The sequence below is a fragment of the Anaeromyxobacter sp. genome (genome assembly GCA_016718565.1).
Taxonomy (GTDB): domain Bacteria; phylum Myxococcota; class Myxococcia; order Myxococcales; family Anaeromyxobacteraceae; genus JADKCZ01.
Map to the genome: position 1 here is coordinate 32,765 of JADKCZ010000014.1, position 20,908 is coordinate 53,672.

Consider the following 20,908-nt stretch of genomic DNA (forward strand, 5'->3'; position numbering starts at 1 on the left):
GTCCTCACGTGCCCGTTGTCCCGAGGCCTGTGACCGGTGCCACGTCGCCCGAGCGGCCCGGCAAGGCGCGCAACCGAGCGGCCAAAGGCCGGACCGCCACCGCGGCCATCGCCGTGAAGATGAGGCTGAAGACGTTTTGTGGATTGAAGACCACCAAGCTCTGAGTACTGGCGAACATTGCGTTGAGGGCCAGGATGGCAACGACGTGCGGAAAGAGCCCTTGCCCCAGCCACCGCACGCTCAACCAGTGCCCGAGGGCCACCAGGAAGCCGAGAGCGATGGGCATCCCGGCTCGGCCGAAATCCAGGATCAGGTAGGCCATCGCCGTCGGAGGGACGCACCAGGTCCACCCGAACTCAGGTTCCTCGGGCATGTCCTCCGTCCGCCAGCGTTCGAATTGGGCTGCAGTCGCTCCAAAGGGCAGCCCCGATGCCATCGCCTTCCTCGAGAAGTAGTCCAGAGTAGCTTCACCCTTGGCGGGACCGATCTGCTCAGCCGCTCGACCGATCGTCCCGAGCGCGGTGAGGGAGCCGCCAATGTAGTTCACGGCCATGAGCCGCTGCTCCATGTCCCAGTTGGCGACGGTGAGGGACTCCGCCTGGTCACGGTTGAGGTCCCTATTTCGAACAGTCCCGATCACCGTGAAGAACCACAGCCCGATCGCCACCATCACCACCACGGGCAGGTATGACCGCAGGCCGCCGCCACGCCTGGTCGAGCACTGCCTGCTGAGGAAGTGCGAGAGCCCATAGATGAGCTGGGGTGCCAGGGTCCAGCCCCGCCCACCAAGCGCAAGCCCGGGAAGGACCAGTGAGAGCCAGATCGAAGCCAGGCGCTTGGGCCTAACCCCGTATTCCGCGTCGGCAGTGCCCGCGAGCATGGCCAGAAAGCCAGCGACAAGTTGTAGGTAGCTGCTGAGTCGGAAGAGCCAGCCAGGGTCCTTCTCGCTGAGAACGGCCACCCGCAACTCCAGGATTCGGAAGAAGTCGAAATCTACGCTCCCCCAGCGGTCGAAGAAGTGGACCGCTCCCAGAGTCGCCATGGCGACCACCACGAGCTTCGTAGAGCGGCTAACGATGAGTTCGCAGAGCGCGGAAAAGGCAACCCAGCGGCGGGTTTTCTGCGCCGAGGCCCGCGTATCTCCGGCCACGAAGATGCCTATCAGGCTGCCCGCCATGGCGCCCAGGAAGCCCTCCTGCGCGTACTCGAGCGCAATGTCCGGTGGCGACTGCATGTTGCCGTAGGTCACCGACACCCATGCCGCCGCAAGCAGCATCGTCCAAGAAGCCCAGAACACCGGTGCCCCGCTGACAAGGCTTCCGTTCATCCGACGGCCAAGCACGGCGGTCAATCCGAGGAACGCAAGCACTTGGATAAGGAGAACAATCATAGGCGAGCTGGCTCGGCAGCGGGGTGGCCATACCGAACATCTGATAGACGGCTCCTACGCCTTGCTGGTTTCGGGCTTGGCACCCCGCCCCTTGTCTTCGCCGTAGTAGTACCCGTACCTGTAGTAGTAGGAGTACTGCCCGTACCGCTGGTCCTCGAGGTCCAGGTCGTTCAGCACGGCGCCGAACAACGGCGCCTTGACGTCCCGGAGTTGCCGAACGGCCTGGCGCGCCACCTCGCGCGAGGTCTTGCTGGCCTTCAGGACCAGCAGGGTCCCGTCGACGTGGGTGCCGATGACCACCGCGTCTGCCACCACGCCCACCGGCGGCGAGTCGATGATGACCCGGTCGAACGCACCGGCCATCTCGGTCACCAGCTTCTGGAAGGCCGCCGTATGGAGCAACTCGGCTGGGTTGGGTGGCACGGGCCCGCACGGGAGGACGAAGAGGTTCTCGATTCCGGTGGGCTTGGCCAACTCGAGGAGGCGGCCCTCGCCCAGGATCAGCGAGGACAGGCCGGCCTGGTTGCCGACGCCGAAGATCCGGTGGATGCGGGGGCGCCGCATGTCGGCGTCCACCAGCAGGACACGGTTCCCACTGCCGGCCATGGTGATGGCCAGCGAGGTGGCGGTGGTCGTCTTGCCTTCCTGCGGCCCGGAGGAGGTCACCAGGATGGTTCGGAGCGGCTTCTCCGGTGACATGAAGAGCAGGTTGGTCCGCACCGCCCGGAGGCACTCGGCCGCGGCCGACTTCGGCTGGGTGTGCACGAACAGATCCTGCGGCGTGCCGTCCCTGGAGCGGGCGATGGTCGGCACGATTCCGAGGAAGGTCAGCCCGAGGTTCTCCTCGATCTGCGCCTGGCTGGTGATGGTGCGGTCGGCGTAGTCCGCCACGAAGGCCAGGGCCAGCCCGCCGAGGAGGCCAAGGAAGACCGCGAGCACGACGTTCTGCGTGACGTTTGGCCGGATGGGTCGGTTGGTGGCCCGCGCCCGGTCCAGGACGCGCACGTTGGACACCTGCAGCATCCCCGAGACCCCAGTGTCCTTGAGGCGCTTCAGCACCAGCTCGTAGAGCCGGGCGTTGTTGTCGTAGGTACGCTTCAGTTCCAGGTAGTCGCGCTCGTACTGGTTGAGGCCGAAGGCATCCGTCTTGGTCTCGTTGAGGAGCACCTGGAGGTTGCGCTCGGTCTTGACGACCTCTTGGTACTCCCGCCTGGCCGAGTCGAGGCTCAGCTTGATCTCATCCTTGAGCCCCTGCCGGGCCAGCTGCACCTTCTTGTCGCAGGCCTGGGTCTTGGGGTGCTCCTCCAGGTACTTGACCCGGAGATCGGCGCACTCCGACGTGGCCTCGAGGAAGCGGATCTTGAGCTGCTGGATGGCCGGGCTCGACGCCACCGGCTGCAGCGCCTCGATCTCGCCTTCCCCCTTCTCCACCGCTGCCCCAGCCGCTTCGATGGCGTCGTTTCGAGCCTGGAGCTCGGCCTTCCGAACACGCGCCTTTGTGAGGGCGTCATTGAAGGCGGTGAGGCGCTGCGAGACCATCGACTGCCGGTCCTCCCAGCTGGTGGCCACGATGTCGTGGCTCTTCTTGAACTCGAAGAGCGCCATGCCGCTCTGGTCGAGCTTCTTCTCCAGGTCGGCCAGCTGCTGCTCGAGCCACTCGGAGGCGTTTTGGGTGGTCACCGTCCTCACGGACAGGCTCTCGGCGATGTAGGAGTCGGCCACGGTGTTGGCCGCCAGGGCCGCGAACTGGGGGTCGGCGGCCTCGTAGCGGATTCGCACCACCCGGGAGTCCTTGACCGGCTCGACCTTCAGGTTTCGCAGCAGGATGGTGACCGGATCCTTGCGCAGTCGGGCCTGCTCCTGGGCAGCCGGGTCCTTTATCTCGTCGACTGCCAGGAACGCCAGGTTGGTCGCGAGCTGGAGTTTGTCGACAACTCGCTGGCCCACGGCCCGGCTGGTGAGGACCCTGTACTGGGTCTCGTAGTATTCGCGGCTGTACCAGTAGCCGCCGGTGCCGGCCTCCATGACGTCCTGCACCGACTCCTTGTCGAGCACCTTCGGGGCAGAGAGGTCGATGATGATGGTGCAGGTCGCGTCGAAGATCTTGGTTTGGCGTAGCGTGACGATGGCGGTGACGAGGACCGTGGCGACGAAGAACGGGAGCACCAGCCAGCGGCGGCGAACGATGGTTCGCCAGTATGCGTGCAGGTCGAAGGCATCCCGGCGCTCGCCGACTTGCGTCGAGGGCTCGGGCTGGTAGTTCCTGGTGTCGGTCATCTCGGTGCTCCACGTCGGCCGGCCGCGCTGCGCCTGCGCCAGAAGGGCCGGAATTCTAGGGGATTATCGGGGCGGAAGTCGAGCCGGCCTCCCGGCTATCGCCAAGGGACCTCAGGCGGCCGCCCAGGTCACGCGCGCTTGCTGCGGGTCCGGCGCTGTGACAGATTTCCGCCTTCCGCCGACGTACGAGAATGGGGGCCAGCCGACGCGAGCCGGCTGCTGACATGGCAACGCGAAAGAGCCTCAGACAGCGGCTGCGCGAGCGGCTCAACAACCAGTACGAGCGGGACCGCTTCGTTCATGCCCAGCTGGCGCAGCTTCCGGCTGGGACGCTGCTCCTCGACGCAGGTTGCGGCAGCCAGCGATACCGTCCGGCCTGCGCGCACCTGACCTACCGGACCCAGGACTTCGGCGCCTACTCGCGCGACGAGAAGGCCAACCTCGGCTCCCGGAAGGACGACAGCTGGCGCTACGAGTATGGGAAGCTCGACTACGTCGGCAACATCTGGCAGGTGGCGGAGAACGATGCCACCTTCGACGTCATCCTGTGCACCGAGGTGTTCGAGCACATCCCGCACCCGGTGGAGACCCTGAAGGAGTTCGGGCGGCTCCTCAAGCCGGGTGGGACCCTGATCCTGACGGCTCCCAGCAACTGCCTGCGACACCAGGATCCCTACTTCTTCTTCAGCGGCTTCAGCGACCGCTGGTACCAGAAGTTCCTCCCGGAGAACGGCTTCGAGATCCAGCTGCTCGAGCCGGTGGGCGACTACTACAGCTGGATGGGTGTCGAGCTGGCGCGCACCGCCGTCACACACTCGCTCCTCACCAAGCTCCTCCTGGCCCCCGCCTTCCTCTTCTACATGCTCAAGAGGAAGACCCAGCTCTCGGTCGACACGCTCTGCATGGGGTATCACGTCGTCGCCAGGCGCTCGTAGGCTGGGCCCGGGAGGAAGGCCGTTCGTGACGACCGCGCTGCGCCGCCTCCACGCCACCTTTGGAACCTTCGGGCTCGACGGGCTTCGCTTGGTCCGCGCCGTGGCGGGGCTCCCCTGGTTCATGAGAGACGCGATGCGGTATCGCCGGAGTGCCGCCGCCGGCCGGCTGCCGCTGCGTTGGGGCGGCCTCCGGCCGATGCTGGCCGACCGGTTCGAGAGCGCCGGCGTCGCCTCCGGGCAGTACTTCCACCAGGACCTCTGGGCGGCCCGGCAGGTATTCTCCGCCCGGCCGGCCCGGCACGTCGACGTCGGGTCACGGGTCGACGGCTTCGTGGCCCACCTGCTCACCTTCATGCCGGTCGAGGTGGTGGACGTCCGGCCCCTCGCCAGCGGCACCACGGGCCTCACCTTCGTGCAGGAGGACGCCACCGAGCTGCGGCGCTACGCCGATGCCTCCCTGGAGTCCGTCTCGAGCCTGCATGCGGTGGAGCACTTCGGCCTGGGTCGGTACGGAGACCCGGTGGACCCCTCGGCCTGCTTCCGCGCCATGGCGAGCCTGGCGCGCGTGCTGCGCCCCGGAGGGCGTCTGTATTTCTCCGTACCGGTGGGAGCCGAACGGCTCGAGTTCAACGCCCACCGCATCTTCGACCCCGCCACGGTGCTCGCCGAGTTCAGTTCGCTCCGGCTGATTGGCTTCAGCGCGGTGGACGACGCGGGGACCCTGGACGTCGCTGCTTCGCCGGACCGGTACCGATCGGCGCGCTACGCGTGCGGGCTCTTTGAGTTCACCAAGGACTAGCCTCCCGGCGGCCGGCCGTCCCTTCCATGACCAGCGACCCTTTCCAGCTGACGGTCTGCATTCCGACCTACAACCGGGCCGCCAAGCTGGCACGCTTGCTGGGGCTGCTCCGCGACCAGATCCTGGCGGGCGGCCTGGAGCGGCGGGTCATGATCCTGGTCAGCGACAACGCCTCCTCCGATGGCACCGGCGAGGCCCTGGCCTCCTTTGACGCAAGGGGAATCCGACTGGAGGCCATCCGGCAGCCGCGCAACCTCGGGTTCGACGGGAACATCTGGGAGCTCTACCGCCGCGCGACGACCCCCTACCTCTGGTACTTCTCCGACGATGACCTGCCGTACCAGGGCTGCGTGGCCACCGTGCTGTCCCGAATCCAAGCGTCGGGCCCGGCGCTCCTCCTGTTCTCCTTCGTCCAGCCACCGGGCACGACGCAGCGCCCGCTGGCCTCGCCCGACGCCGTCACCACCGTGACCGACCCGCGGCAGCAGGCCGAGATCGCCACCGCCTATCCAAAGCTCTCGATCTACGCCATGCGGCGGGTGGCCCCGACGCCGTCTCTCACCGAGCGCCTCGAGGGACTGGATGGTTCAGCGTACACCTTCGTCACCCTGGCGCTCGAGGCCCTCGCCGCGGGCGGCCACCTCGAGGTCCTGTCCGCGGCCCTGGCCGGCTGCGACGAGGAGTTCGAGCACATCCGCTTCCCGGCGCTCACCTGGAGCCAGTACACCCGCGTCTTCCAGCACCCCTTCATCGCCCGGTGGGCCCCGCACCTGGTGGAGTCCTCCCGACGACAGTCCTACCTGAGCCTGGTCTCGTTCCTCTGGGCCTGGCGACGCGGGACCCTGCAGGTGCAGGAGGATCTCCAGGCCGACTACTGGAAGGCCTTGCGTTCGCTGCCGCTCCGCTGGCGCTGGCTCCTCTCGGCGCGCCGCTCACTGGTCCAGGCCGTCCTCCTCAAGGTCGCGCCGAGGCTGGGCCCACGAGCCGCCGGGTACCTGGGCAGGTCGACCCGCCGCTCCAACCCCATCGCCACGCACCGAAGCGATCAGTGAGCTTCTCCCTCACCCCGGTCCCCGCGCCTGGAGCCTCGCCACCGGTGAGCCGGCGGCAGGCCACCCGACTCAACCTGTTCTTCCAGTACGCCTCCATCGGGCTCACGGTCTTACAGGGCTTCGTCCTAGTCCCGTTCTACCTGCGGTACATCGACGGGGCGACCTACGGCGCCTGGCTCGCTTCCGGCAACATCGTCGCCTGGCTGGCAGTGGTGGACCCTGGCTTTGGGGCGGTGCTGCAGCAGCGCGTGGCGCGCTTCCTCGGTGAGGGCTCGTCGCGGCAGCTCGGCGACGCGGTGGGAACCGGTGTCACCCTCAGCCTGGCCATCGCCGGGCTGGTCGCCGCCGCCGGGCTGGCCTTGGCCCCCTGGGTACCGGAGCTGACCGGGTCTGCCGGTGGTTCGGGCCCCGAGCTCACCAGGGCCTTTGCGCTGTCCTGCGCCGCGGAGGCCGTGCTGCTGGTGGACCTCGCGGTCGCCGCCGTGCTGGTGGGCCTCATGAAGCGCATGGTCTGGACCGGCGTCAGCTACCTCGCCGGCACGCTCCTCGGCGTGGTGGCGACCGTGGTCCTGCTGGTGGGTGGCTTTGGCCTCTCCAGCATCCCGCTTGGACTGCTGCTGCGCTCGGTGCTCCTGCTCCTCTCCCATGGCGCGCTGCTCGCCCACGTCCTGCGCAGGGACCTGCGGGTCGCCCCTCGGTTCACCAGCGCGGAGTTCCGCAGCGTCATGAGCCTCTCCGCCTTCACCTGGGCCGCCCGCCTGGCCACCAGCCTGATGGGGAACGTCGACGCTCTGCTGGTGTCGCGGTACTTCGGCCCGGCGCAGGTGACGGCCTACGTCCTGACCAAGCGGGCCAGCGAGGTGCTGGCCATGGTCGTGACCAGGGTCGGCGCTGCTTTCGCCCCGGCGATGGCCCACGCCTGGGGCGCAGGGGGCGGCGAGTCCCTCCGCCTCATCGCGCTGCGGCTCCTTCGGCTCGCCACCTGGGCGAGCCTCTTCGGGCTGGCCGGATACGCCGCGCTGAACCGGGAGTTCATGGGTCTCTGGGTCGGCCCCCAGCTATACGGGGGGCTGGTCCTGACCGTGCTGCTCGGCCTGGCCGCTGCCGTGCTCTCGGTGGAGTCGATCGCATCGTCCATCCTGTTCTCCGTCGGAGGGGCGCGGGCCTCCTCAGCCGCCACGGCGACGTCCGCGGTCGGGCGCTTCGTGGCTGCATTGGGACTCCTCGCCGCAGGGGGCGGGGCCTGGTCAGTCCCCCTGGCGGCGGCAGCCGTGTCCCTGAGCGTGACCCTTGGGATGATCCTGCCGATACTGAGCCGTACACTGGGCTCCCAGGCGCGGGGCTTCGCGCTTGACCTTCTGAAGTCAGGCGCACAGGCGCTGCCGATGGTGGCGCTCGGTCTCGTATGGGCGAGGTGGTTTGCGCCACTCGCCGGCGGGAGTTGGCTCGGCTTCGCCTTCGGCGCCGCCGCGCTGAGCACCGCCCTCGTCAGCCTGCTGGCAGCCTCATGCGGTTCCTTCAGGTCCGAGGTGCGGCGGGCCGCCACCTGGCTTCAACCATGAGAGCGCATTCGCACAACCAACGCGCAACGGGGCCCACCAGGCAGGCGCTTGCTGTGCAGCGTCGATTGCGAGGCATCCACTCTGCGGGACACAATGATTGCCTATCGACCAGACATTGACGGCCTTCGAGCAATAGCCGTCCTTTCCGTTCTTGTCTTCCACGCCTTTCCTGCCATAGGGCCAGGGGGGTTCGTTGGCGTCGACGTCTTCTTTGTCATTTCTGGCTACCTGATTACCGGCATCATTCTTAAGGGTCTGGGTGCTGGCACCTTCCGCATTCGAGATTTCTACGAACGCCGAGTTCGGCGAATTTTCCCGGCCCTGGCAGTCCTGCTAGCATTCGTCCTGGTTGTTGGCTGGTTCACGTCGATGCCGGCTGACTTCGCTGCGCTTGGGAAGCACACCGCAGCAGGCGCCCTGTTCGCCTCCAACGTCGCGGCCTTGCTCGAGGCTGGGTATTTCGACGCCGGCGCCGAGGCGAAGCCTCTCCTCCATCTTTGGTCGCTGGGCATCGAGGAGCAGTTCTATCTGCTCTGGCCGATCTTCCTCATGGTGCTGGTTCGCAAGACAAATCGGCCGGTGTTGGCCGTGGTCGGCGCTGCGCTCCTGTCTTTCCTTGGAAGTTGCTGGCTCTCATGGGCCAGCCCGGATGTCGCCTATTACCTCCCGTTTACCCGCTTCTGGGAACTGCTGGTCGGGAGCTTGCTCTCGATGTACCGCCTTTCTGCTCACGCTGGCGTTTCACCCATTCCCTTGGTGGGGAACATTCGGCGCGGGCTAAGTGAGGCCTTGGCCGTCAGCGGTTTGGTAGCCATCGCGGTCGCATCCGTTGCTCTGGACGGCTCGGTCCCTTTTCCTGGATTCGCCGCACTTCTACCAGTTCTGGGTGCGGCCGCCGTCATTGCCACCGGCCCGGACGGATGGGTCCATCGGAAACTTCTCAGCCAGCGCTTCCTGGTCCTCGTTGGGCTGATCAGTTATCCCCTCTATCTATGGCACTGGCCGCTACTTGTCTTTGCCAGGGGCCTGGATCCTCGACTGGCGCAGCACTTCAATGACAGGCTCCTTCGCCTGTCTGTCTTGGCGCTGTCGGTTGGTGCCGCCTGGGCCACCTATCGGCTGGTAGAGGAGCGGGCCAGGAGGGCGCGTGGCACAATGGCCGTCTTTGCCTTGTGCGCTGCAGTAGGGGTGCTCGGTACACTGGGAGCACTGGTTTCGGCTAGCGGTGGGGTTCCGGGTCGTTACAATTCGACCCAGCTGGCCATTGACTCGACGGCCGAGAGCTTCGCGCTCGGACACAAGGCTCTGTATCGGGAGGGCCGCTGCTTCCTGACGGGCTCTCAGCGGGCAAAGGACTTCGCTCAGGAGTGCTTTGGTGCCGATGGTTTGGGCGCGCTTGGCCAGTCCCACCTCGTCTTGTGGGGCGACTCCCACGCGGCGCACTTGCTGCCGGGGATGAGGGACTTGGCGTACTCCAGTGGACTCGTGCTCGCCCAGTTCACCACTGCGAACTGCCCACCCATTCTCGGATACGATTCAACGATTCGCCCGCAGTGCGCCGCGACCAACAATCAGGTTCTAACCCTCATTGCGGCCGCACGACCCAGCGTTGTCGTTCTGGCTGCCGCCTGGCCCTCCTACCCCCTGGAAGGCCTCGGCGAATCCGTTGCTCGCCTCAAGGAGGCTGGCGTCGCGCTCGTCGTGCTCGTCGGCCCGGTTGCCATGTTCGCGGACTCGCAGCCAAGGCTGCTCTTCAGAGCTGCCGGGAATGGCCATGTGCCTGCCCAGCTGTTCACGCCGCTGCTGGTGGATTTGCGGAGAATCGACCGGGAGCTACGAGCCCAAGCTCGGGAGGCAGGTGCCGAGTATGCATCGCCACTCGATGTCTCCTGTACCGCCGACACCTGCCTCGTCGCGTTGGACGGCCGGGCCGAAAACCTGATGGCATGGGACTCCAGCCACCTCACGCAGGTGGGCGCAAAGTACATAGTCGATAGATGTATCGCCGGTTGGGTCGAGGGGTGGAAGTCCGGGGCAAGGCGACCGGTCACCCCTCAAACAACTGGGTCCCCGATTGACGTCGATACGGTGCCCCAAACGCCCTCCGAGGGGCAACCAGCTCCATAGCAGCTGCGCCTGCCAGGCACCGCGCCAGCAGGGCCGGATTGCCTAAGCCCTTGTCTTTGGCCGCCGTGCGCCCGTCGTCACTGCCTGTCAGGCATGCCACCCAGCGCAAGGACCGTGCGGCGCAGGCCTTCGCCGAGCGGAGTCGTAGCGGACCACCCCAGTTGCCGCAGCGCTGTAGTCGAGTCTCCGATCAGCCGCTTCACTTCGTTGGGTCGGGCGGGCACGGCGCCGAACGCAATCCGTGAGCGTTGCACGCCCATGAAGTCCGTGGTCGCGTGGACCACCTGGCGAAGCTGAGTCGCCTTGCCGCCGCACAGGTTGAGGACCGCCGAACTGTTGGCGCGCAATGCCAGAGGCCAGCTCACCGATGCGGCCATGCAGAATGCCTCGGCGACATCGTCGACGAATACGAGATCGCGTTCCTGCATCCCGTGGGTCACCCTAATCGGCTCGCCTTTCATCGCCATCCGGATGACCGCCGGCACCAGGCGAGTGGCGGGCTCACCAGGCCCGTAGACGTGGAACGGCCGGAGGACGAACGCTTCGAGCCCCAGGTCCCTGGCGAGCGCCCCGAGGAGCAGGGTGGCGGCCGCTTTGGAGGCGCCGTAGGTCGTCACGGGGGCCAGCGCGTCCTCCTCCACCAGCCCTCTCTCACCGATCCGGTCGCCGGTGGCGCCGTATTCGAAGCAGCTCCCCGCCAGCACCACCCGGGTGCACCCGGCTGCCTTGGCCGCGCCGAGCATCGCCTCGACAGGCCGGACGTTGGTGTCCAGGAGGGTAGTCGCCGTCTCGGCCCGGCTGACGCCGGCCGAGGCGAGGTGCACGAGCGCGCCAGCACCACCTACCAGCCTCGACCAAACGGAAGGGTCGGTCACGTCTCCGACAACGACTTCCACCTTGGCAGCCAACTCGACAGGGATCGCGGTGCCCGGCCTGAAGAGCGCACGAACCCTCAGCCCCTTCCCCAGCAGGCGAGCGGCGACTGCTCTGCCGATGAAGCCGCTAACGCCCGTGAGCGCGACTGTCTGCTCCTGGGCTGAGCTCATCGTGTTCCCCTCTCCGCGGCCCCGGGCATCGACTCGAACTGGCGGACGGCTCAGCGCCCGCAGGCGCCCCGGAACGTCGCCACCACGTGCTCCCGCATCGGCGCGGTGAGCCCGGGGTACACCCCCACCCAGAGGGTGCGGTTCATGATGGTGTCGGTGTTCGTGAGCTCGCCCACCACCCGGAACGGCGCCGGGCGCCCGGCCGCGGCGGCGGACCGCACCAGCTCGGTCATGGCCGGCTGCCGCACCAGGTTGCCGGCGAAGAGCATGCGGGTCTGGATCTTCTGCTCCTCCAGCCGCCGCACCAGCTCGTCGCGGGTGACGGCGGCGCCCTCGCGCACCGTGACCATGAAGCCGAACCAGCTGGGCTCGGAGCCGGGTGTGGGCTCCGGCAGCACCAGCACGTCGCCGAGGTCGGCCAGCTGCGCGCGGTACCAGGCCCAGTTGGCGCGCCGCGCCGCCACGAAGCCGTCCAGCCGATCGAGCTGGGCCACGCCCACCGAGGCCTGCAGGTCGGTGACCTTCAGGTTGTAGCCGAGGTGGCTGTAGACGTACTTGTGGTCGTAGCCCTTGGGCAGGTCGCCCAGCTGCCACTCGAAGCGCCGCTTGCAGGTGTTGTCCACGCCGGAGGGGCACCAGCAGTCGCGCCCCCAGTCGCGGATGGAGGTCATGGCCTTCTCCAGCGTGTCGTCGCTGGCCAGCACCGCGCCGCCCTCACCCATGGTCATGTGGTGGGGCGGGTAGAAGCTCAGGGTGGCCAGGTCGCCGAAGGTGCCGGTCTTGCGCCCCTGGTAGAGCGAGCCGGCGGCGTCGCAGTTGTCCTCCACCAGCCAGAGCCCGTGCCGCTTGCAGAAGGCGCTCACGGCGGCGAGGTCGAAGGGGTTGCCCAGCGTGTGGGCCACCATCACCGCCCGGGTGCGGGGCGAGCGGGCCTCCTCCAGCCGGGACACGTCGAGGTTGTAGCCGGGCAGCGTCACGTCCACGAACACCGGCACCAGGCCGAGCTGCACCACCGGCGCCACCGTGGTGGGGAAGCCGGCCGCCACGGTGATGACCTCGTCGCCGGGCTGGAGCCGCCGGTCGCCGAGCAGGTGGCTCATGAGGGTGGCCACCGCCAGCAGGTTGGCCGACGAGCCGGAGTTGACCAGCCGGGCGTGCGAGACGCCGTACCAGTCGGCCAGCCCCTTCTCCAGGCGGGTGTGCCAGCGGCCGCCGGTGAGCCAGAACTCCACGGCGCTCTCGGCCAGGTTGGCCAGCTCCTCCTCGCCGTAGACCCGGCCGGCGTAGCGCACCGGGCTCTTGCCGGGGATGAACTCGGCGGCGGCCTCCACCTGCTGGCGGAGCCGGGCGATCTGGCGGGCCCGCTCCACGATCTCGGCGGTGAGGCGGCGCTCTTCGGCCTTGTGGTCCATGTGGCGCTAGGACTCCAGGTACTCGTGGATCTGCGTGCGGCAGAGGTCGGCCAGGGCGTCGGCCGAGGCCCCGGCGTGGAAGGCGCGGTACCAGTCCACCGTGCGCCGGAAGGTCTCGTCGAAGTGCCAGCGCGGCGCCCAGCCCAGGCGGGCGGTGGCCTTGTCGATGGAGAGGCGCAGGAGCCCGGCCTCGTGCAGGGCGGCGGGGTCGTGCCTGTCGTCCCAGCGGCCGGAGCCCCAGGCGGCGATGAGGGCCTCCACCACGTCGCGCACGGGGCGGGCGTCCTCGGGGCGGGGGCCGAAGTTCCAGGGTTCGCAGAACCCTGCCCGCCCCTCGACTCCGGCTTCGCCCACGGGGCCCATGAGGCGGGCGCCGAGGAGGAGGTAGCCGCCGAGGGGCTCGAGCACGTGCTGCCAGGGGCGGACGCCGTGCGGGTTGCGCACGGGGATGGGCTGCCCGGCGGCCAGGGCGGCGATGGCGTCGGGCACGATGCGGTCCCTGGCCCAGTCGCCGCCGCCCACCACGTTGCCGGCGCGGGCGCTGGCCAGCGCCACGCCGTGGCGGGCCAGCTCGCGCGGGTGGAAGAAGGAGCGGCGCCAGGAGGCGGTGACCAGCTCGGCGGCCCCCTTCGACATGGAGTAGACGTCGTGCCCGCCCAGGGGCTCGTCCTCGCGGTAGCCGTAGAGCCACTCGCGGTTCTCGTAGCACTTGTCGCTGGTGACCACGACCACCGCGCAGGGCCGGCCGGCGGCCCGCACCGCCTCGAGCAGGTGGGCGGTGCCGAGCACGTTGGTCTCCAGCGTGGCCAGCGGCTCCTGGTAGGAGAGCCGCACCAGGGGCTGCGCGGCCAGGTGCAGGATGGCGTCGGGCCGCACCTCCTCGACCACCGCGGCCAGGCGGGCGGCGTCGCGCACGTCGCCGAGCAGGCTGCGGCAGCGCCCCTCCACCCCGGCCCGCTCGAACAGGGCGGGCGTGGTGTCCGGGGCCAGGGCATAGCCGGTCACCTCGGCGCCCAGGTCGGCCAGCCAGAGGGTGAGCCAGGAGCCCTTGAAGCCGGTGTGCCCGGTCACCAGCACCCGCTTGCCGGCGTAGGCGGCGCGCAGCCCGGCGGCGGTGGGGGAGACGGTCACCAGGTCTTCCAGGGGGCCTTGCCGGCCTGCCACAGCTCGTTGAGGAGCTGGTACTCGCGCAGCGTGTCCATGGGCTGCCAGAAGCCGGTGTGCGGGTAGGACACCAGCTCGCCGGCGCGGGCCAGGGCGCGCAGCGGCTCGCGCTCCAGCACCGTCCTGGGGTCCGTGCCCAGGAAGTCCCAGGTGCGCCGGCCGTCCAGCACGAAGAAGCCGCCGTTGATGAACCCCTCGGTGGCCTGGGGCTTCTCGTTGAACTCGCGGACCAGCCCGCCCTCGGTGACCATCTCGCCGAAGCGGCCGGGCGGGCGCACCGCGGTGACCGTGGCCACCTTGCCGTGGCTCCGGTGGGCCGCGATGGTGGCGCCCACGTCCACGTCGGAGACCCCGTCGCCGTAGGTGAGCAGGAAGGGCTCGTCGCCCTCCACGTAGCGGCGCACCGCCGCCACCCGGCCTCCTGTCTGGGTCTCCTCGCCGGTCTCGGCCAGGGTGACCTTCCAGTCCTCCTCGTCGTGCTTGCCCAGGACCTCCACCGCGCCGTGCCGGCCCAGGGTGACGGTGAGGTCGGAGGTCATGGCCTTGTAGTTGAGGAAGAACTCCTTCAGGGCCCAGCCGCGGTAGCCAAGGCAGAGTACGAACTCGCGCACCCCGTGATGGGCGTACATCTTCATGATGTGCCACACGATGGGCTTGCCGCCGATGGGCAGCATGGGCTTCGGCAGCAGCTCGTTGGCGTCGCGGATGCGGGTGCCCTGGCCCCCGCAGAGGATGACGGCTTTCATCGCGCGGGGAGTCTATTCGGGTGGAAGGTGGGAGTCGAGTTGGGCCATGCTTTCCGGCTCATGCGCCCTGAGCCCACCACCGCGCCCGGGGGCGCCACCTGACCCGGCGGCGCGAGGGCCGGCGCGGCGGCTGGAGCTGGGCAGCCCTGCTGGGCCTGCTGGTGCTGCTCCTGCCGCTGGCCCGCGGCGGGGTGGACGCGCCGGTGGAGCTGGCGGCGGCCTGCCTGGCCCTGCTGGCCGCGCTCATGGCGGCGCCCGCGGGCGGCGCGGTGGGGCTGGCCGGCCTGGCTCTGCTGGTGGTGCTGGCGGCCACCGCGCTGCAGCTGGCGCCGCTGCCGGCCTGGCTGCACCTCCTCTCGCCCTCGGCGCGCGACCTCTTCTCGGGCGCCCTGGCGCCGCTGGGGCTCTACCCGGCGGCGCGGCCGCTCTCGCTGGACCCGGCCGCCACCGGCCGGCTGCTGGCGGCGTCGGCCGGCGGGCTGGCGGCGTTCTGGGCCGCCTGGGCGCTCGGCGAGACCCACCGCCGGCGCGACCTCCTGGTGCGGGCCCTGGGCCTGGGCGGCCTGCTGGTGGCGCTGGTGGCGCTGGGCCAGGCGCTGCTGGGGTTCGGCACCCTGCTCTCCCCCGCCGCGCCCTTCGTGAACCCGAACCACCTGGCCGGCCACCTCGGGCTCACCTCCTTCGTGCTGCTGGGGCTGGCCCTGAAGGCGCGCGGGCAGGCGCGGCTGCTCTGGCTCATGGCCTTCGCCCTGGCCGGGGCGGTGGTCTTCCTCTCCCTCTCGCGCGGCGGCATCGCCGCCTTCCTGGGCGGCGCGGTGCTGTTCGTGGCGCTGGCGGCCTGGCGCCGGCGGCCGGAGGGCAGCGGGGCGGGGCCCCCGCGCGGGCGCTGGGCGCTGCTGGGCGGGCTGGCGGCGGCGCTCTCGGTGGCGGCCTACCTGGCGCTCGACCCGGTGCTGGCCGAGCTGGGCACGGTGGGGCGCGCCGGCGAGGAGACCAAGCTGGCCCTGTGGCGCCCGGCGCTGCAGCTGGTGCGGGACTACCCGCTCACCGGCATCGGGCGCGGCGCCTTCGGCACGGTGTACCCCGCCTACAAGACCGAGCCGGAGCTGGTGACCTTCACCCACCTGGAGAACGAGTGGCTGCAGGCGCCGGTGGAGCTGGGGCTGCCGGTGGGGCTCCTGCTGGTGGGGGCGCTGGCGCTCACCTGGCTGGCGGCGGCGCGGCGGCGCGACCTCTCCTGGACGGCGACGTGGGGCTGCTGGCCGGCACCGCCACGCTGGCGGCGCAGAACCTGGTGGACTTCTCGCTGGAGCTGTCCGGGGTGGCGCTGCCCTTCCTGGTGGCGCTGGGGCTGGCGGCGCGCGGCGCGGGCGCCGTGGCGGTGCGGCCGGCCCTGGTGCGCGGCGGCCTGGTGGTGGCCGGGCTGCTGGGGGCGCTGGGCGCGGCCGTGTGGGCGCGGCAGCCGGCGGCCGACGCGCCGGTGCTCGAGCAGGTGGCCTGGCGCCCGGCCGACTACCTGCCGCAGGCGGTGGAGGGGGTGCGGCTGGTGCGGGCCGACCGCTGCGCCGAGGCCCTGCCCTGGCTCTCCCGGGCCATGCTGCTCGGGCCCACCGCGCCGGAGCCGCACCTGTACGCGGCGCGCTGCCTGGCCGCGGCCGGGCAGGACGTGGTGGCGCGGCGGGAGTACCGGCTGGCCATGGCGTTCGGCTCGCGGGAGGCGCTGCCGGAGGCCGCCACCCGCTACCGCTCGGTGGAGGCGCTGCTGGAGGTGGCGCCGGACAGCGCCGACGGGCTCTTGCAGCTCGGGTACCTCCTGGCCCGCGACCGGCCGGCCGACGCGGCCCGGGTCTACCGGCGGGCGCTGGAGGAGCAGCTGGACGACCGGGCGCTGGTGCCGCTGGCGCGCGCCACGCTGGCGGCGGGCGACCGCGACGAGGCGCTCAGGCTGGCGCGGCGGCGCGCGGCCGAGGCGCCCACCGACCCGGAGGGCTGGCTCATCTCGGCCTGGATCCTGGTGCAGGCCGGCCAGGAGGCGGAAGGCGTGGCGGTGCTGGAGCGCGGACTGCTGGCGATCCCCGGCTCGCCGCCGCTGGTGACCCTGCTGGCCGAGCGCTCGCTGCTGGCCCGGCGCTTCGGCGAGGCCCGGCGCATCGCCGAGCAGATGAGCGCCCGCACCCCGCAGGAGCTGGCGGCGCGCCACCAGCTGGTGGCCCGGGCCCTGGCGGGCCAGGGCCGGGTGGCCGAGGCCATCGAGCAGGCCCGCTCGGCCGCGGCGGCGCGGCCGGACGACCCCGGCGCCCTGCTGGCGGTGGCCTCCTACTGCGAGCAGGCGGGCCGGCTGGACGACGCCATCGCGGCGGTGGAGCGGGCGGCCACGCTCGGCGGCAAGCCGGAGGCGCTGGCGGCGCGGCTGGAGGGGCTGCGGAAGGCCCGCCAGGCGCAGCGCGACCGGCGCATGGGGGAGTCGCTGCTGCGGCCGTGAGGTTGGGCTTCCCGGAGGGACCCGGGTTCCCCGGCGCGCCGTGTTGACCCGGGCCAGGGCGCCCCATAGGCTCACCGGCCTCATGCCCATCCACTGGCCTTCCGAGCGCATCCTCGTCACCGGCGGCAACGGCTTCCTGGGCTCCTTCGTGGTGGAGGAGCTGCGGCGCCGCGGCGCCCGCGAGCTCTTCTGCCCCCGCTCCAGCGACTACGACCTGGTGGACATGGCGGCGGTGCGCGCCGTGTACCGCGACACCCAGCCCACCCTGGTGCTGCACCTGGCGGCGCGGGTGGGCGGCATCGGCGCCAACCGGGACAACCCGGGCAAGTTCTTCTACGACAACCTGATGATGGGGGTGCAGCTCATCGAGGTGGGGCGGCAGGTGGGCCTGAAGAAGCTGGTGGCGCTGGGCACCATCTGCGCCTACCCCAAGTTCTGCCCGGTGCCCTTCAAGGAGGCCGACCTCTGGAACGGCTACCCGGAGGAGACCAACGCCCCCTACGGCATCGCCAAGAAGGCGCTGCTGGTGCAGAGCGAGGCCTACCGGCAGCAGTACGGCATGAACTCGGTGGTGCTCTTCCCGGTGAACCTGTACGGCCCGCGCGACAACTTCGACCTGCACACCTCGCACGTGGTGCCGGCGCTGATCCGCAAGTGCCTGGAGGCGCGCGACCGCGGCGACGCCCAGGTGGTGGTGTGGGGCAGCGGGGCCGCCTCGCGCGAGTTCCTGCACGCCCGCGACGCCGCGGCCGGCATCTGCGACGCCGCCGAGCGGTACGACAAGAGCGAGGCGGTGAACCTGGGGGCGGGCTTCGAGATCACCATCCGCGACCTGGTGCCGCTGGTGGCACGTCTGTGCCGCTTCGAGGGTCAGGTGGTCTGGGACGCCACCAAGCCCGACGGGCAGCCGCGTCGCATGCTGGACACCTCCAGGGCGCTGGCCGAGTTCGGCTGGCAGGCGCGCATCGGCTTCGAGGAGGGGCTGCGGGAGACGGTGGAGTGGTACGAGGCGGAGGGGAGGAAGGCCACGTGAAGAAGGCGCTCATCACCGGGATCACCGGGCAGGACGGCAGCTACCTGGCGGAGCTGCTGCTGGAGAAGGGGTACGAGGTGCACGGCATCATCCGCCGCTCCTCCTCCTTCAACACCCAGCGCATCGACCACATCTACCAGGACCCGCACGAGCCCAACTGCCGGCTCTTCCTGCACTACGGCGACCTGAACGACGCCTCGTCGCTCAACTTCCTCCTGAAGAAGCTGCGGCCGGACGAGATCTACAACCTGGGCGCGCAGAGCCACGTGAAGGTGTCGTTCGACGTGCCGGAGTACACCGGCGAGGTCACGGGGCTGGGCGCCTGCCGGCTGCTGGAGGCGGTGCGCGAGCTGGGGCTCAACGGGACCCGCGTGTACCAGGCCTCCTCGTCCGAGATGTTCGGCGCCTCGCCGCCGCCGCAGGGCGAGGCGACGCCGTTCTACCCGCGCAGCCCGTACGGCTGCGCCAAGGTCTACGCCTACTGGATCGGGGTGAACTACCGGGAGGCCTACGGGCTGCACGTGTCGAACGGCATCCTCTTCAACCACGAGTCGCCGCGCCGCGGCGAGACCTTCGTGACCCGCAAGGTCACCCGCGCCGCCTCGCGCATCAAGGTCGGGCTGCAGCAGAAGCTCTACCTGGGCAACCTGGAGGCGCGGCGCGACTGGGGCTACGCCAAGGACTACGTCGAGGCCATGTGGCTGATGCTGCAGCAGCCGAAGGGCGACGACTACGTGGTGGCCACCGGCGAGGCCCACACGGTGCGCGAGCTGTGCGAGGAGGCCTTCGGGCGGGTGGACCTCGACTACCGGAAGTACGTGGAGGTGGACCCGCGCTACTTCCGCCCCACCGAGGTGGACTACCTGCTGGGCGATCCCTCGAAGGCGCAGCGGCTGCTCGGCTGGAAGCCGCGCACCTCCTTCCAGGAGCTGGTGCGCCTCATGATGGAGTCCGACCTGGCGCTGGCCGAGCGCGAGAAGGTGGCCGGCGCGGGGCCGGCGGTGAGCCGGCACGGGTAGGCCTCTACTCCCCGTCCGGGTCGGGACCACCCGGCCCCCTTCGCTGCGCGTGTTGTCTCCGGGGCCGAGGCCTTCTATCCTCACCGGCTCCTTGCGTCACCCACGCCCCGGAGCGGCGTTCGATGAGCTTTCGCAGCTGCGGACATTGCGGGTCCTCCAACATCCGCCGGGCCATGACGCGCACCGACTGGCAGCGCTTCGTGCGGTTCTTCACGCCGCTCAGGCGCTACTCCTGCCTGGACTGCAAGCGGCGCGGCTGGATGGTGGGGTCGCTGCCGCACGCCTCGGTGAGCGCGGCCGACCTGGGGCTCCCGGCCCGGCCGGTGGAGGACCGCGACATCGAGGAGGTGGCCGACAGCCGCTTCCGCATGGTCCTGGGCGTGGGGCTGGCGATCGGGCTGGGCGTGCTCTTCGCGCTCTGGCTGCTCAGGCAGGCGCAGCAGTAGGGCGGGCCTCGACCCGCACGGGGTCAGAGGTCCAGTGGATTTGAACCGAGCGCTCCCGGGTCCTTGACATGGACCCCGTCCTGGAACTGGGCGTCGGGGAGGTAGCGGAGGCGCCGAACGTACCCGGCGAAGAGGTCCTCCAGTCCGGCATCGCGCACACCAGCCCAGAGCGGGCCAAGCAACCAGGCCCGCGTGCTCTCCGGAAGGACGGGTGGCACGACCTGCAGTGAGAAGCCCCGCTCTCTGGCCAGGACCCTCATCCTGGCCAGATAGAGCGCGGAAACGCGGCTGAGCCGCAGTTCCATGCGCTCGCCCGCCGGTGACCGTGCCGACGGCGACCAGGCGGACACCCGCACCGCGGGGAGCCAGGCACTCCAGCCATACGGGATTGCGCTGACCCTGGCCTCCACTTCGGGGTCGAAGAAGGCCGGACCCATCGTGACGTAGAAGGGCTTGACGAAGTACTGAAAGGTGAAGGTCTGGTCGAGGTCGTTCCCGAAGGAATCGGGCCGCAGGACCAGGTGGACCGCCGACCCCCTCAGGTCGTTGGCCTCAGCCAGGCGCCACAGCAGGGCGTAGAAGCCCGCCATCGAGATGGCCTGGTTGCAGGCCAACGAGTAGAACTCCCCACCGTCCTGGCGCACCGGATAGAGCTGGTTGGCCACCGAGTCGCCGAGCACCACCCTGGCCGGGAGCGGAATGGTCGCGGCGCTCTTGCGCAGCGCCACCAGCCCCTCGCCGCCGACGGCGACCTGGTCTTGGTACCAAGGCACCTGCCACACGATGGCCGGCAGGGCAAAGCCGACCAGTCCGGCAAGCAGGGTACCCTTGAGGAGCAGGGTTCGAGGGGTCATGTGCTCAGAAGTTGAAGTAGATGAAGGTCTGCTCGCCCCAGCGCCCCAGGAGCAGGATGGTCGTCACGAGCCCCCCGTAGGTGAGCCATCTCGCCGGCAGTCTCATGGCTCCCAGAGGCCGCCTGCGAAGGACCGGCTCGAGCAACACGACCACGAGCCCGCCACTCGCGATGACGGCGTCCCTCGGCGTCAGGCCGGGTAGCGCCTTGGCCATCGCCGCGCGGACTCCCGCCTGCAAGCTGCTGGACCAGTCGGTGGCCGCGATCCCGGTCAGAACCGTCCAGGCGTCCTCGAGACTCTGTGCCCGGAAGAAGATCCAGGTGAGGCAGACGAGGTTGAAGACCACGGCGATCCGCCAGAGCCGGAGGACGCCGGCCAGGCGAGGTCCCACCTGCCGATCCAGCCTGGCCTTGTAGGGCAGGTGATAGACGGAGGCGGCCAGCATGACGCCGTGGAGCGCGCCCCAGGCCAGGAAGGTCAACCTGGTTCTGCCACAGCCCGGAGGCCAGGAAAGTCACCATCAGCGCGGCGGTAACGGGCGTACCGGCCGAGGCCGCGCCACTG

The 20,908-nt window shown here is 70.0% G+C and carries 18 protein-coding genes; 10 read left to right on the forward strand and 8 right to left on the reverse strand.

From position 1 onward, the window contains the following. Positions 1-4 precede the first annotated feature (4 nt). Both IPO09_18710 and IPO09_18715 read right to left on the reverse strand, forming a co-directional pair. Positions 5-1,369 carry a hypothetical protein gene (locus IPO09_18710; GenBank protein ID MBK9519332.1) on the reverse strand — a complete coding sequence of 455 codons (1,365 nt, stop codon included), beginning with the start codon at positions 1,367-1,369 and terminating at the stop codon, positions 5-7. A gap of 75 nt (positions 1,370-1,444) precedes the next feature. After that, positions 1,445-3,667, reverse strand: coding sequence for a polysaccharide biosynthesis tyrosine autokinase (locus tag IPO09_18715; GenBank protein MBK9519333.1), 2,223 nt, complete (start codon positions 3,665-3,667; stop codon positions 1,445-1,447). A gap of 224 nt (positions 3,668-3,891) precedes the next feature. On the opposite strand from IPO09_18715, the gene IPO09_18720 reads away from it, so the two are divergent. Genes IPO09_18720 through IPO09_18740 form a run of 5 tightly spaced genes read left to right on the forward strand, consistent with a single transcriptional unit; the run spans position 3,892 to position 10,142 of the window. Next, entirely contained in the window at positions 3,892-4,602 is a 711-nt protein-coding gene (locus tag IPO09_18720; protein ID MBK9519334.1) for a class I SAM-dependent methyltransferase, read from the forward strand. A 25-nt stretch (positions 4,603-4,627) separates the two neighbouring features. Continuing rightward, positions 4,628-5,401: a DUF268 domain-containing protein gene (locus IPO09_18725; protein ID MBK9519335.1), complete on the forward strand. Its 774-nt coding sequence runs from the start codon at positions 4,628-4,630 to the stop codon at positions 5,399-5,401. Between the two features lie 26 nt (positions 5,402-5,427). Next, positions 5,428-6,453, forward strand: coding sequence for a glycosyltransferase (locus tag IPO09_18730; GenBank protein MBK9519336.1), 1,026 nt, complete (start codon positions 5,428-5,430; stop codon positions 6,451-6,453). 44 nt (positions 6,454-6,497) lie between these two features. Further along, entirely contained in the window at positions 6,498-8,015 is a 1,518-nt protein-coding gene (locus tag IPO09_18735) for an oligosaccharide flippase family protein (GenBank protein ID MBK9519337.1), read from the forward strand. A 48-nt stretch (positions 8,016-8,063) separates the two neighbouring features. Continuing rightward, the gene (locus IPO09_18740; protein ID MBK9519338.1) at positions 8,064-10,142 is read left to right on the forward strand and encodes an acyltransferase; all 2,079 of its coding nucleotides are present in this window, start codon (positions 8,064-8,066) and stop codon (positions 10,140-10,142) included. A gap of 77 nt (positions 10,143-10,219) precedes the next feature. Here the strand turns inward: IPO09_18740 and IPO09_18745 are convergent, their stop codons facing one another. Genes IPO09_18745 through rfbF form a run of 4 tightly spaced genes read right to left on the reverse strand, consistent with a single transcriptional unit; the run spans position 10,220 to position 14,510 of the window. After that, the gene (locus IPO09_18745) at positions 10,220-11,188 is read right to left on the reverse strand and encodes an NAD(P)-dependent oxidoreductase (GenBank protein MBK9519339.1); all 969 of its coding nucleotides are present in this window, start codon (positions 11,186-11,188) and stop codon (positions 10,220-10,222) included. A gap of 50 nt (positions 11,189-11,238) precedes the next feature. Next, positions 11,239-12,600, reverse strand: coding sequence for a lipopolysaccharide biosynthesis protein RfbH (gene rfbH, locus IPO09_18750; protein MBK9519340.1), 1,362 nt, complete (start codon positions 12,598-12,600; stop codon positions 11,239-11,241). A gap of 6 nt (positions 12,601-12,606) precedes the next feature. Then, entirely contained in the window at positions 12,607-13,704 is a 1,098-nt protein-coding gene (gene rfbG, locus IPO09_18755) for a CDP-glucose 4,6-dehydratase (GenBank protein MBK9519341.1), read from the reverse strand. Between the two features lie 23 nt (positions 13,705-13,727). Beyond that, on the reverse strand, positions 13,728-14,510 hold the full coding sequence (gene rfbF, locus IPO09_18760) for a glucose-1-phosphate cytidylyltransferase (GenBank protein ID MBK9519342.1): 783 nt from the start codon (positions 14,508-14,510) through the stop codon (positions 13,728-13,730). Positions 14,511-14,671: 161 nt separating this feature from the next. Between rfbF and IPO09_18765 the strand changes: the two genes are divergently transcribed. The 5 genes from IPO09_18765 (at position 14,672) to IPO09_18785 (ending at position 19,490) form a co-directional block, all read left to right on the forward strand. After that, positions 14,672-16,606 (forward strand): O-antigen ligase family protein, encoded by a 1,935-nt coding sequence (locus IPO09_18765; protein ID MBK9519343.1) that lies wholly within the window; start codon positions 14,672-14,674, stop codon positions 16,604-16,606. Continuing rightward, positions 16,558-16,992, forward strand: coding sequence for a tetratricopeptide repeat protein (locus tag IPO09_18770; GenBank protein ID MBK9519344.1), 435 nt, complete (start codon positions 16,558-16,560; stop codon positions 16,990-16,992). Before IPO09_18765 ends, IPO09_18770 begins: the two co-directional genes overlap by 49 nt. A gap of 82 nt (positions 16,993-17,074) precedes the next feature. Beyond that, positions 17,075-18,025 carry a GDP-L-fucose synthase gene (locus IPO09_18775; protein MBK9519345.1) on the forward strand — a complete coding sequence of 317 codons (951 nt, stop codon included), beginning with the start codon at positions 17,075-17,077 and terminating at the stop codon, positions 18,023-18,025. Further along, on the forward strand, positions 18,022-19,044 hold the full coding sequence (gene gmd, locus IPO09_18780; protein ID MBK9519346.1) for a GDP-mannose 4,6-dehydratase: 1,023 nt from the start codon (positions 18,022-18,024) through the stop codon (positions 19,042-19,044). The genes IPO09_18775 and gmd overlap by 4 nt, the downstream gene beginning before the upstream one ends. 173 nt (positions 19,045-19,217) lie before the next feature. Continuing rightward, the gene (locus tag IPO09_18785; protein MBK9519347.1) at positions 19,218-19,490 is read left to right on the forward strand and encodes a hypothetical protein; all 273 of its coding nucleotides are present in this window, start codon (positions 19,218-19,220) and stop codon (positions 19,488-19,490) included. Positions 19,491-19,513: 23 nt separating this feature from the next. Here IPO09_18785 and IPO09_18790 read toward each other — a convergent pair whose 3' ends face one another. Further along, positions 19,514-20,344 carry a hypothetical protein gene (locus IPO09_18790; GenBank protein ID MBK9519348.1) on the reverse strand — a complete coding sequence of 277 codons (831 nt, stop codon included), beginning with the start codon at positions 20,342-20,344 and terminating at the stop codon, positions 19,514-19,516. Positions 20,345-20,348: 4 nt separating this feature from the next. Further along, positions 20,349-20,825 (reverse strand): hypothetical protein, encoded by a 477-nt coding sequence (locus IPO09_18795; protein MBK9519349.1) that lies wholly within the window; start codon positions 20,823-20,825, stop codon positions 20,349-20,351. Positions 20,826-20,908 lie beyond the last annotated feature (83 nt).

Coding starts and splice junctions, on each gene's coding strand:
- IPO09_18715 (MBK9519333.1), bottom strand. CDS start 3,667: ATGACCGACACCAGGAACTACCAGCCCGAGCCCTCGACGCAAGTCGGC.
- IPO09_18720 (MBK9519334.1), top strand. CDS start 3,892: ATGGCAACGCGAAAGAGCCTCAGACAGCGGCTGCGCGAGCGGCTCAAC.
- IPO09_18730 (MBK9519336.1), top strand. CDS start 5,428: ATGACCAGCGACCCTTTCCAGCTGACGGTCTGCATTCCGACCTACAAC.
- IPO09_18745 (MBK9519339.1), bottom strand. CDS start 11,188: ATGAGCTCAGCCCAGGAGCAGACAGTCGCGCTCACGGGCGTTAGCGGC.
- rfbH (MBK9519340.1), bottom strand. CDS start 12,600: ATGGACCACAAGGCCGAAGAGCGCCGCCTCACCGCCGAGATCGTGGAG.
- rfbF (MBK9519342.1), bottom strand. CDS start 14,510: ATGAAAGCCGTCATCCTCTGCGGGGGCCAGGGCACCCGCATCCGCGAC.
- IPO09_18775 (MBK9519345.1), top strand. CDS start 17,075: ATGCCCATCCACTGGCCTTCCGAGCGCATCCTCGTCACCGGCGGCAAC.
- IPO09_18785 (MBK9519347.1), top strand. CDS start 19,218: ATGACGCGCACCGACTGGCAGCGCTTCGTGCGGTTCTTCACGCCGCTC.
- IPO09_18790 (MBK9519348.1), bottom strand. CDS start 20,344: ATGACCCCTCGAACCCTGCTCCTCAAGGGTACCCTGCTTGCCGGACTG.